Origin of the sequence: Myxococcus sp. AB025B (genome assembly GCF_006518215.1) — a bacterium.
GTDB classification, from domain to species: Bacteria; Myxococcota; Myxococcia; order Myxococcales; family Myxococcaceae; genus Myxococcus; species Myxococcus fulvus.
In genome coordinates, this window is the sequence record NZ_SRLW01000098.1 from 20039 (window position 1) to 31334 (window position 11296).

Sequence of the window (11296 nt, forward strand, 5' to 3'; positions counted from 1 at the left end):
ACCCAACCGGGGAGGGCTCGCATCGGTAAACAGCTTCACTTGTCTGTGGCGTTGGAGTGTCGGGTCGTTAAACCTCCGACCCGAAATGCACAAGACCCACCTCGTAGGCGCGCGCACCCACAACCTCAAGGACCTCTCCGTCGACCTGGCGGAGGGGGAGCTGGTCTGCATCACCGGAGTCTCCGGCGCGGGCAAGTCGAGCCTGGCGCTCGACACGCTGTACGCCGAGGGACAGCGGCGCTTCGTGGAGAGCTTCAGCCCGTATGCCCGGCAGTTCCTCGAGCGGCTGGAGCGGCCGCCCATGGAGGCGCTGGAGCCGGTGGCGGCGGGCGTGGCGGTGGACCGTCGGGCGCCGGTGAAGAGCTCGCGCTCCACGGTGGCGACGCTGGCGGACGTGGAGCCATACCTGTCCGCGCTCTTCACGCGCGAGGCGATGCCCGTGTGTCCCGCCTGCGGGGTGGAGGCGGTGCGCACCGACGCGGGCGTGGCGGCCCGCGCGCTGGCGGCCGAGTCCCCGGATGCCGCGGCGCTCATCGCCTTCCCGCTGCGCATCCCCGACACGGCGTCGTTCCTGGACGTGCGCGCGCGCCTGTTGAAGGACGGCTACCACCGGCTGGTGGTGCAGGGCGAGGTGCGGGAGCTGGAGTCGCTCAAGCCCTCGGAGGCCACGGATCCGGCGGGCATCGCCCGCGTGCTGGTGGACCGGGTGAAGCTGTCGTCGTCCCAGGTGGGGCGGGTGACGCAGGCGCTGGAGGACGCGTGGCACCGCGCCGAGGGCGAGGCGGTGGTGCTGTTGCCCGGCGCGGAAGCGAAGCGGGTGCGCCGGGGCCTGGTGTGTCCGAAGTGCGCGCGCGAGTTCGAGGCGGCGCGGCCGGGCCTGTTCAGCTACCAGTCGCCCGTGGGCGCGTGCGCGGCGTGCCGGGGCTTCGGCCGCACCATCGGCATCGACTGGGACAAGGTGATTCCCAACCCGGCGCTGAGCCTGTCGCAGGGCGCCATCCGTCCGTGGTCCGGCGCGTCGACGGAGTGGGAGCGCGGCATGCTCCAGCGCTGGTGCCGCGAGAAGAAGATTCCCCTGGATGCGCCCTGGTCCTCGCTGACGCCGGCGCAGCGTGAGTCGGTACTGGAGGGCGCGGGGGACTACGACGACGGCCGCGCGTATCCGGGCGTGCGCGCGTGGTTCCGGTGGATGGAGGGGCGCACGTACAAGATGCACGTGCGCGTGTTGCTGGCGCGCTACCGGGCGTATTCGCTGTGCAAGGACTGCGGCGGCGCGCGGCTCAACGAGCAGGCGCGGGCCTACCGCGTGGGCGGGTTGGACCTGCCGGGGTGGCACGGGCTGGAGCTGACGCAGGCGCTGGCGCGGCTGGACGCGCTGGGCACGACGACGGGGCAGGGGGAGCTGGCGCGGCGCGAGCTGGCCGGACGCCTGCGCTACCTGCAGCGCGTGGGGCTGGGCTACCTGACGCTGGACCGGCAGGCGCGCACGCTGTCCGGTGGCGAGGCGCAGCGCGTGTCGCTGACGGCCGCGCTGGGCACCTCGCTCACCGGCTCGCTCTTCGTGCTGGATGAGCCCACCGTGGGCCTGCACCCGGGCGACGTGCCGCCGCTGACGGAGGCCATCGCGGAGCTGGCGGAGCGCGGCAACATCGCGCTCGTCATCGAGCATGACCCGCTGGTCATCCGCTCCGCGCACCGCGTGCTGGAGCTGGGGCCGGGCGCGGGCCGCGAGGGCGGCGAGCTGTGCTTCGACGGTCCTCCCGAGGCGCTGGCGAAGCGCAAGGACCTGCCCACGGGCCGACTGCTCGCGGGTGGGGCCGACGTGAAGCGGGCGCCGCGCGAGCGGACCGGTGAGCTGGTGGTGAGGGGCGCGCGCGAGCACAACCTCAAGGCGCTGTCGGTGAAGGTGCCGCTGGGCGTGCTGTGCGCGGTGACGGGCCCGAGCGGCTCGGGCAAGAGCACGCTGGTGGACGAGGTGCTCTACCGGCACCTGGCGCGCCGGCTGGGCGTGAAGGACGTGGAGGCCCCGGGCGCGGTGGACGCGCTGGAGGGGGCCGACGCGGTGAAGGCCATCACCTTCGTGGACCAGTCTCCGCTGGGGCGCACCTCGCGCGGCAACGCGGCCACGTACACCAAGGCGTGGGACCGGCTGCGCGAGCGCTTCGCCGCGGAGCCGGACGCGGAGGTGCGGGGCCTGACGCCGGCGCACTTCTCCTTCAACGTGGACAAGGGGCGCTGCGAGGCGTGCTCGGGCGAGGGCTACGAGACGGTGGAGATGCAGTTCCTCGCGGACGTGGCCCTGTTGTGCGCGGTGTGCCGGGGCCGGCGCTTCAAGGAGGAGGTGCTCGCCGTCCGTCACCAGGGCTTCAGCGTGGCGCAGGTGCTGGAGATGACGGTGGCGGAGGTGCTCCAGCACTTCGGGAGCGACGCGGCCCTGCAGCGCGCGCTGGGGCCCGTGGCGCGGTTGGGCCTGGGCTACCTGCCGTTGGGACAGCCGCTGTCCACGCTGTCGGGCGGCGAGGCGCAGCGGTTGAAGCTGGCGCGGGCGCTGGCCAGTGAGGCGAAGGGCGCGCTGTTCCTCATCGATGAGCCGAGTGCGGGCCTGCACGCGGAGGACGTGCGTCACGTCATCGACGCGCTGCACGCGCTGGTGGACAAGGGCGCGAGCGTCATCGTGGTGGACCATGACGTCGCGGTGATGAAGGCGTCGGACTGGGTCATCGACCTGGGGCCGGTGGGCGGCAAGGACGGCGGGCGGCTGGTGGCCGAGGGCACGCCGGAGTCGGTGGCGCGCGGCGAGGGCGCGACGGCGGTGGCGCTCCGGGGCGAGCGCAAGCCCCTGGGGCGGGTGGTGAAGGCGCGGCGGCCGGGCAAGGACGCGGCGCCCGCCATCGAGGTGGAGCACGCGCGCGAGCACAACCTCCAGGACGTGTCCTGCAAGATTCCCCTGGGGAAGATGACCGTCGTCACGGGGCCGAGCGGCTCGGGCAAGAGCTCGCTCGCGTTCGACGTGGTGTTCGCGGAAGGCCAGCGGCGCTTCCTGGAGACGCTCAGCCCGTACGCGCGCCAGTTCCTGCCCACCATGCCCCGGCCGGACGTGGAGCGCGTCAGCTCCATTCCGCCGAGCGTGGCGCTGGAGCAGCGCACCTCGCGCGCGGGTGGCACCAGCACGGTGGCCACCGTCACCGAGGTGGCCCACTACCTGCGGCTCTTGTTCGCCAAGCTGGGCGAGCCGCACTGCCCCAACGACGATACGCCCATCACCTCCACGTCGCCGGAGGTGTTGTTCGCGCAGCTCTCCCAGCTGAAGGGAGATGGGACGGTGCTGGCGCCGGCGGTGCGCTCGCGCAAGGGCACATACCTGGATGTCTTCGCCGCCGCGGCGCGCGCGGGCATCACCACGGCCATCGTCGACGGGCAGCTGTCCTCGACGGACGACCCGCCGCGCCTGGCGAAGACGCGCGAGCACGACATCGACCTGGTGATGCACGAGGGCAAGCTGTCGAAGCTGCCCCGGGACGTGTTCGACAAGGCGCTGGGCTGGGGGCAGGGCGCGCTCAAGATTCGCACGTCGAAGGGCGAGACGCTCCTGTCCACCGAGCGCACGTGCCCCAGGTGCGGCACGGCGGTGCCGGAGCTGGACCCGCGCTGGTTCTCGTTCAACACGAAGCAGGGCCGCTGCGAGTCGTGCGAGGGCACGGGCGTGAAGGGGGGCCCCGAAGCGCAGGCCGAGGGCGAGACGGCGCCGTGCCGTGAGTGCGGCGGCAGTCGACTGGCGCCGGTGCCTCGGGGCGTGCGCCTGGAAGGAGCGCGCTACCACGAGGTGGTGCAGCAGTCCGTGGCGGCCTCCCTGGCGCGCGTAAGGGGCTGGAAGTTCAAGGGAGACCGGGCGCTGCTCGGCGAGCCCTCGCGGCAGGAGCTGCTGCGGCGCATGGAGTTCCTGGAGCGGGTGGGCCTGGGCTACCTGTCCCTGGACCGCAACGCGGCCACGCTGTCGGGTGGCGAGATGCAGCGCCTGCGGCTGTCGGCGCAGCTGGGCGCGGGGCTCACCGGCGCGATGTACGTGCTCGACGAGCCGACCATCGGCCTGCACCCGCGCGACACGCACCGGCTGCTCGACAACCTGCGCGCGCTGGTGAACACCGGCTCCACGGTGCTGGTGGTGGAGCATGACTCGGACACCATCCGCGCGGCGGACCACCTGCTGGATTTGGGCCCGACGGGCGGACGCGGCGGCGGGCGCATCCTCGCGGAGGGACCTCCAGACGTGGTGCTCCAGGGCGAGTCCCCCACGGCGCTCGCGCTGCGGGCGTCCCAGGTGCGGCCTCCCTCAGGACGCGGGGAGCCGAAGCAGTGGCTGGAGCTGAAGGGCGCGCGGGCCAACAACCTGAAGCGCGTGGACCTGCGGCTGCCGGTGGGCCGGCTCAACGTCGTCAGCGGCGTGTCCGGCTCGGGCAAGAGCACGCTGATTCGACAGGTGCTGTACCCCGCGCTGCGCGAGGCGCTGGAGCTGGTGTCCTCGCGGCCCGGGCCGTTCGACTCGCTCAAGGGTGTGGAGGCGGTGAAGCGGGTGATGTCGGTGGACCAGTCGCCCATCGGCCGCACGCCGCGCTCCGTGCCCGCGACGTTCCTGGGCATCTGGGACGAGCTGCGTCGGGCCTTCGCGGCGACCCCCGAGGCGAAGATTCGCGGCTTCTCCGCCGCGCGCTTCTCCTTCAACACGGCCAGCGGTGGACGGTGCACCGCGTGCGAGGGCCAGGGCTCCATCTCCCACGAGATGTCCTTCCTCCCGGACGTGGTGACGCCGTGCGAGGCCTGTGGGGGCGCGCGCTTCGACGCGGCGACGCTGGAGGTGCGCTACCACGGGCTGTCCATCGGCGACGTGCTGCGGCTGTCCGCGGACGAGGCGAAGGACGTCTTCCAGAACCTGCCCAAGGTGGCGGCGCCGCTGCAGTGCCTCGCGGACCTGGGCGTGGGCTACCTCCAGCTGGGCCAGGGCTCCAACACGCTGTCCGGCGGTGAGGCGCAGCGGTTGAAGCTGGCGGCCGAGCTGACGGCGTCCTCGCGGCACGAGCCCACGCTCTACGTGCTGGACGAGCCCACCACGGGCCTGCACGTGGGCGACGTGGAGAAGCTCATCACCTTCATGGGCCGGCTGGTGGACCGCGGCGACACGCTGGTGGTCATCGAGCACCACCCGTCGGTCATCGGCGCGGCGGACCACCTGGTGGAGCTGGGGCCCGAGGGCGGCGAGGAGGGGGGCCACATCGTCGCGGCGGGTACGCCTCGCGAGGTGGCGAAGCTGAAGACGGCGACGGGCCGGGTGCTGCGCTCGCTCTTCACGGGCGAGGAGGCCCCGTCCTCGCGACGTGGCGCGGCGGGGAGTCGGCGGTGATTGTCACGGACAGGACAGAAGGGCGTGAAACGGGGCCGGGGCTTCGGCATCCTTCCGGCCGCATGCGAACCCTTCATGTCCTGTGCGTCGCCTCGGCGCTCTTCGTCACCCCGGCCCTGGCCGGTGATGTGGCGACGAAGCCGTCCACTCCCGCGAAGTCCCAGCCCTCCAGCGAGAAGAAGCCCATGTCCCTGCACGCGCTGTCCGCCAACCGCCTCGACGGCAAGCCCGCCAACCTCTCCGACTACCAGGGCAAGGTCCTGGTCATCGTGAACACGGCGTCCGAGTGTGGCTACACGCCGCAGTACGCGGGCCTGGAGAAGCTCTACCAGGACTACAAGGACAAGGGCGTCGTCGTGCTGGGCTTCCCGTCCAACGACTTCGGCGGGCAGGAGCCGGGCAGCTCGGAGCAGATCGCGAAGTTCTGCGAGCTGCGCTTCAAGGTGACGTTCCCCATGTTCGAGAAGGTGAAGACGAAGGGCGAGGGCCAGTCGCCCGTCTACGCCTTCCTGTCGAAGGACCACGACGCGCCGAAGTGGAACTTCCACAAGTACGTGGTGGGCAAGGACGGCCAGGTGCGCGCCGGCTTCCCGAGCAAGGTGACGCCGGAGAGCGACGAGCTGCGCAAGGCCGTCGACGCCGCGCTCGCCCAGCCCTGAGCGGGGGCTCGTTCGCCGGCCCGGGGGGACAGCCGCCCGGGCGGGCGAGGCGTCGTTCGTGAGGGACTGGGCGTCCTCGTGGGCCGGCGCTCCTTCCTCCGTCCTCACGGCATGCGGGCCTGGGGGCCCGTGTGGCGCGGGCGTGCCCCTGGGGTCACCGTCCCTGGTGGACGTGGCCCTTGAGGAGGGAGCCGCATGGCCCTGTCGACATCCGGATTCGGGACGCGGGAGGAGGCGTGGCCGGCGCTTCCCTTCGCGGAGTGGAAGGACACCTACGCCACGCTGCACCGGTACACCCAGGTGCTCGGCAAGGTGCGGTTGGCGCTGACGCCGCCGGAGAACCACTGGTGGAACGTGTCGTTCCGCGTGACATCTCGCGGGCTCACCACGGGGCTGATTCCCCATGGGAATGGGAGCTTCGAGGTGGACTTCGACTTCCTGGCCAGCGAGCTGCGCTTCCTGACGAGCCGTGGAGACGTGCGCGTCATGGAGCTGATGGCGCGCTCGGTGGCGGAGTTCTATCGGGACGTCATGTCGACGCTGCGCGAGCTGGGCGTGGAGGTGCACATCTGGGAGCAGCCGGTGGAGATTCCCGATGACACGACGCCCTTCAGCCAGGACACGCACCACGCGACGTATGTGCCCGGGCACGTGCGCAACTGGTGGCGGGCGTTGTTGCAGGCCCACATCGCGATGAAGGAGTTCCGCGCGGGCTTCACGGGCAAGTGCAGCCCGGTGCAGTTCTTCTGGGGGAGCTTCGACCTGGCGGTGACGCGCTTCGGCGGGAGGCCCGCTCCGGCGCGGCCGGGGGCGGACGCGGTGACGGCGGAGGCGTACTGCGAGGAGGTGTGCAGCGTGGGCTTCTGGCCCGGCACCGAGGCGCTCGGCGACGCGGCGTTCTATTGCTACGCGGCGCCCGAGCCGAAGGGCTTCGCTGAAGCGAGCGTGAAGCCCTCGGGGGCGGGGTACGACGCGAACCTGAAGGAGTTCCTGCTGCCGTACGAGGCCGTGCGGCGCGCGAAGGACCCGAGGGCCTTCCTGCTCGACTTCTTCCAGTCCACGTACGACGCGTGCGCGGACCTGGGGAAGTGGGACCGCGCCCGTTGCGAGCGGCCCCTCATCATCCCCGAGAGCGTGAAGGGCGCGTGGAGGAGCGTCACCCTGCCCGAGCAACCTCCCGCTGACGCGAGTCCCTGAGTGGAGCTGGTGGCGGTCCGCGTGGCCTCGTGAGGGTTTGTTCGAACGAGGCCGCGTGGCTCCGCGCTCAGCAGGTGGCCGCAAGCGGCGGATGGGTGGCGAGAGCGGACGGGGGCATGGCCTCCGCGCCCGGCGGGAGGTCGCGCGACTCAACCCGCCTTGCGCCTCCACGCGCGCAGCAACAGCGCCGCGAGGCCCAGCCCACCCAGCACGCCCACGAGCGTCATCCCGAGCAGCCACAGGAACACCCGGTCGACCAGCAGCGTCGCGCGCTGGAAGGTCAGGTCCACCATCCCGAGGCCGATGCGCTCGCCCTGCTGAAGGGTCTCCACCCGCTCCGTGTGGAGCGCGGAGAGCACGGCCTGTCGCTCGTCCGCGACCTCCGCCATCAAGGCCCGTCGCTCCTGCTCGACGAAGCGCTGCAGCGCCTCCCGCTCCGAGGTGAGCGCGGACAACATCGCGCTCCGCTCCCCCGCCACCAGCGCGGACGTCCCCGCCGCCAGCGCGCCGAACTGCTCCAGCGTGTCCACGGCACGCCCCAGGTCCGCCAGCACCTCGCGCGTGGGCACCGCCTTCAGCGCATCCTGCGCCATCGACTCCACCTGCCAGCGCACCTGTCGCGGCAGGCTCGCCGCATACAGGTCCACGCGCGCCGTCAGGTCCCGGACATCCTCCACCAGCACCCCGGCCGTCCCCAGGGCTCCCATGCCGGACATCGACGTCACCTCCGCGAGCAACGACACCGTGGACACCCGCGTGACGAGCGGGCCCACGAGCGGGTGCTCCGCGGCCCACTCATGGACCCGCGCCCGCGCGCCCTCCACGTCCTGACGCCCGCAGACGTCCTTCCAGAGCGCCTCCACCTCCGCCTCCTGCTGGCGCAACATCCGCTCCGCCCGCGCCACGAGCTCCGGTGACGCGCCCGCGCCCGTCGCCCGCGGGGGCAGGGCGAGCTCGAGCTGCGCGAGCAGCGCCCACGCATCCACCAGCGCCGCCACGGGGTCCGGCTGGAGCAGGGCCGCCTGCATCGCGGGCACCGCGTTGATCTTGAACCGCGTCATCGCCGCGCGCACCTCCTCGGAGCCGGACTCCGCCGCGATTTCATCCGCGGAGGCCTCCAACAACCCCGAGAAGCGCCGGGCCATGTCCCGCACGCGGACGCGCAGCGCCTCGACGGACAGGTCTGAACGTCCCACCCGCCGCACCAGCTCCGAGCGGGGCGCCGCGACGGAGCAGCCGCTCACCCAGAGGAGCAGCAGGACGCATCCAACGAGTCGGCGCGGAGGGGACATGGAGCCGGCTCAAGCTGCTCACGTCCCCGCCACGTCACGACCGGACCTCCAGGACAGCGGGCGTGTCCGGCGTCCGACGCCCCGGCGCCGGACACGCGCACCTCACTACTTCCCACCCCGGGGCGGGAAGCGCTCGAGGATCTCCTCCACCGACTGGTTGATGCGCGACTGCTGCTTCTCCGCCTTGGCGCTGTCGTCGATCTCCGACTGGGCCTGGCCGCGCCACACCAGCTTCTTCGACTGGGCGTCGACCACGTCGATGATCAGCGTCCCCTGCTCGTACTCGCGCACCACCGTCTCCGGCGCCGACATGGCCACCGGGCCGCCCCCGTAGAACGGATCCCACATCGGGTCGTACGGATAGCCGTAGTACGCGTTGACGGTGTCCGCCTCCAGCTTGTTGTCGATGGCCCCGTGCCAGCCGAGGAGGAAGTCCGGATTGGCCTCCACCTTCTGGTAGCCGTGCGACTGGAGATAGGCGTCCGCCGCCCGCTCCACCTCACCGCCGACGATGGGGTTGTACACGCGCTTGTCGCTGCCCTGGGGCTGCGGCAGCCACGCGTAGGTCTTGTAGCCGTCGAGCTGCTGGACGGCGCTCGGGTCGTAGTTCGTGCTCACGTCGATGCCGGCGCAGGCCGTGAGGGCACACGCCATCAACAGGGGCGCGAGTCGAATCAGCGGACGCATGGAAGCCTCCTCGGTGACGGCGCGACACGCGCCGTCGGCTCCCTGACGGTAGTCATGCCCCCGCGCCGCACTCCGGGTTGGATGCCTGTTTGTCCCGGACCCGGGGCGCACCCGCGCTCAGTCGTCCGCGCCCGCGTCGCCCGGCCCCTCGCCCCTCCAGGGCCGCTTCATCCGGCCACCGTCCCTGGCCAGGGTGAGCGCCAGCTTCGCCCGCTTGTCCGCGGGCAGCTCCTTCGCCAGCGCCTGGTACATCTCCCGGTCCAGCACGGTGATGCGCTCACGGGCCTCGAAGGCGCGCTGCGCGGCCGCGTCCACCTGCGCCAGCGCCGCGCTGTCACCCCGGGCCGCCTGGTGCAGCGTGCGCGCGGCCTCCCGCACCTGCTCGCGCAGGGGCCTGCGCTTCTCGTCGAACTGGCGCAGCGTCTGCTCCATCTTCAGCGCCTGCTGGTTGTCCAGCTCCAGCGCCTCCGACAGCGCCAGCACCTGCCGCAGCCGCAGCCGCTTCTCCAGGCGCTCCATCCGCTCGGTCACGCGCGCGGAGCGCTCCTCGCCCTTGTCACCGGGCTTCGCCAGCGCCAGCCAGGGCACGAGCACCACGGACAGCATCACCCACGACGTGCGCGTCATCGTCTTCACAACGTCTCTCCCAGCAGGTCGTCGTCCCAGCTCTCGAGGTCCTCGAAGGACTCCTCGTCTTCCCACGTCGCCCCGGCCTCCAGCGGCTCCAGCCCCGCCCAGGCCTCGAAGTCCGCGAGCGTCTGCGCCTCCACCGCGCGCTCCTCGGCGCGGACCTCGGCGGGCTCGGTGGGGGAGGCCCCCTGCGTCGTCCACGGACGCGGCAGGCCCGGCATCAGCACCATCGCCGCGACCACCGCCGCCGCGGCCAGCAGCGAGCCCACCGTGCGCCGTCGCAGCGTCTGGCTCATGTGCTCGCGCTTCCACGTCTCCAGCGCGCGCTGGGGGACGGTGTCCTGCGCGGCCTTCTCCGCGGCCGTCGGCGCGGGCAGCGCCACCAGCGACAGCACCTCCATCGACTGCGCGAGCGCCTCGCGGCACCCCGCGCACGCCTCCACGTGCCGCAGCAGCGGCACCGACTCCTCGGGCTCCAGGGCCCCCGCGGCGTGCAGGTCCAGTCGGGCTTCCATGTCCGGGCATGCGGCCATCAGTGCTTCTCCTCCGGTTCACCCACCCGCGCCTTCAGGCGCTTCACCGCATGGTGGAACTGAACCTTCGCATTGTTCTCGGTGATGCCGAGCGTCTGCGCGATGTCCTTGAACGCCAGGCCCGCGTCCACGCGCAGCGTCAGCACCTCGCGCTGACGACGGGGCAGGGTGAGGACCTCCTCGCGCACCTTCCGAGCCCGCTCGGCCCGCTCCAGCCCGTCCTGCGCGGATTCCCCGGGCGCCTCGGCCACGTCCTCGCGGGGGGCCTCCACCAGCACCGGCCGCCACCGCTGCCCCTGGCGCGCGTGGTTCTTCGCCAGGTTGAGCGCGATTCGCACCAGCCACGCCCGGAACGGCGCCGGCCCCGTCGGCGTGAAGCGCGAGAACACCCGGCGCGAGGCCTCCAGCGCGCGCAGGAACGCGCCCTGCGTCAGGTCCGCGGCGTCCTCGGGCCGCGTCGTGTAGCGGCGCACCAGCGAGAAGACGAGCGCCCGGTGCCGCAGCACCAGCACCTCGAACGCCGCCGTCTCCCCGTCCAGGAAGGCGCGGCACAGCACCTCGTCCGGTGCCCCCTCCAGGGCCAGCCGGCGAGACGGCATCGCCACCACCTGGCCGCCTGTCTCCCTGATGCTCACGACTGCCTCAACCCCCAGCCCCTCCCCAGGTTATTTTTCACGGCCGCGGTGAGTCTGAAATCATGTTTCCCTCGAAATAACAGCGTGTTGAGGGACGGCCGGGCAGGGGGATGGTTGCTGCCTCCGCCACCCGGCTGTCACAATGCGTGAGGTTGGTGCAACCCACGGACTTCTCATGGTTCTGGAAGGCTCGGGCTCTCGCATCAAGGGGGGCGTGCTCATCGCGCGCCTGAACATGCTGCGCCGGGTGGGCGGGCAGGTTCGGGTG

The 11296-nt window shown here is 72.1% G+C and carries 8 protein-coding genes; 3 read left to right on the plus strand and 5 right to left on the minus strand.

Features of this window, described 5'->3' with window-relative positions:
* Positions 1–85: 85 nt before the first annotated feature.
* The 3 genes from uvrA to FL311_RS18185 all read left to right on the plus strand — a co-directional run bounded on the left by uvrA (position 86) and on the right by FL311_RS18185 (position 7251).
* Positions 86–5395: an excinuclease ABC subunit UvrA gene (gene uvrA / locus FL311_RS18175; RefSeq protein WP_141326479.1), complete on the plus strand. Its 5310-nt coding sequence runs from the start codon at positions 86–88 to the stop codon at positions 5393–5395.
* A 62-nt stretch (positions 5396–5457) separates the two neighbouring features.
* Positions 5458–6054, plus strand: coding sequence for a glutathione peroxidase (locus tag FL311_RS18180; protein ID WP_141326481.1), 597 nt, complete (start codon positions 5458–5460; stop codon positions 6052–6054).
* Between the two features lie 195 nt (positions 6055–6249).
* Positions 6250–7251: a DUF5996 family protein gene (locus FL311_RS18185; RefSeq protein ID WP_141326483.1), complete on the plus strand. Its 1002-nt coding sequence runs from the start codon at positions 6250–6252 to the stop codon at positions 7249–7251.
* A 149-nt stretch (positions 7252–7400) separates the two neighbouring features.
* On the opposite strand, the gene FL311_RS18190 is transcribed toward FL311_RS18185, so the two are convergent.
* The 5 genes from FL311_RS18190 to FL311_RS18210 form a co-directional block, all read right to left on the minus strand.
* Positions 7401–8543 carry a chemotaxis protein gene (locus tag FL311_RS18190; protein ID WP_141326485.1) on the minus strand — a complete coding sequence of 381 codons (1143 nt, stop codon included), beginning with the start codon at positions 8541–8543 and terminating at the stop codon, positions 7401–7403.
* A 105-nt stretch (positions 8544–8648) separates the two neighbouring features.
* A complete protein-coding gene (locus tag FL311_RS18195) occupies positions 8649–9230 on the minus strand; it encodes a DUF4136 domain-containing protein (RefSeq protein WP_141326487.1) in 582 nt (193 codons plus the stop codon).
* Between the two features lie 117 nt (positions 9231–9347).
* The gene (locus tag FL311_RS18200) at positions 9348–9866 is read right to left on the minus strand and encodes a hypothetical protein (RefSeq protein WP_141326489.1); all 519 of its coding nucleotides are present in this window, start codon (positions 9864–9866) and stop codon (positions 9348–9350) included.
* Positions 9863–10393 carry a zf-HC2 domain-containing protein gene (locus tag FL311_RS18205; protein WP_141326491.1) on the minus strand — a complete coding sequence of 177 codons (531 nt, stop codon included), beginning with the start codon at positions 10391–10393 and terminating at the stop codon, positions 9863–9865. Before FL311_RS18205 ends, FL311_RS18200 begins: the two co-directional genes overlap by 4 nt.
* Positions 10393–11028 (minus strand): RNA polymerase sigma factor, encoded by a 636-nt coding sequence (locus FL311_RS18210; RefSeq protein ID WP_141326493.1) that lies wholly within the window; start codon positions 11026–11028, stop codon positions 10393–10395. The genes FL311_RS18205 and FL311_RS18210 overlap by 1 nt, the downstream gene beginning before the upstream one ends.
* Positions 11029–11296: the final 268 nt, after the last annotated feature.

Coding starts and splice junctions, on each gene's coding strand:
- FL311_RS18205 (WP_141326491.1), bottom strand. CDS start 10,393: ATGGCCGCATGCCCGGACATGGAAGCCCGACTGGACCTGCACGCCGCG.
- FL311_RS18190 (WP_141326485.1), bottom strand. CDS start 8,543: ATGTCCCCTCCGCGCCGACTCGTTGGATGCGTCCTGCTGCTCCTCTGG.
- FL311_RS18180 (WP_141326481.1), top strand. CDS start 5,458: ATGCGAACCCTTCATGTCCTGTGCGTCGCCTCGGCGCTCTTCGTCACC.
- FL311_RS18185 (WP_141326483.1), top strand. CDS start 6,250: ATGGCCCTGTCGACATCCGGATTCGGGACGCGGGAGGAGGCGTGGCCG.
- uvrA (WP_141326479.1), top strand. CDS start 86: ATGCACAAGACCCACCTCGTAGGCGCGCGCACCCACAACCTCAAGGAC.
- FL311_RS18195 (WP_141326487.1), bottom strand. CDS start 9,230: ATGCGTCCGCTGATTCGACTCGCGCCCCTGTTGATGGCGTGTGCCCTC.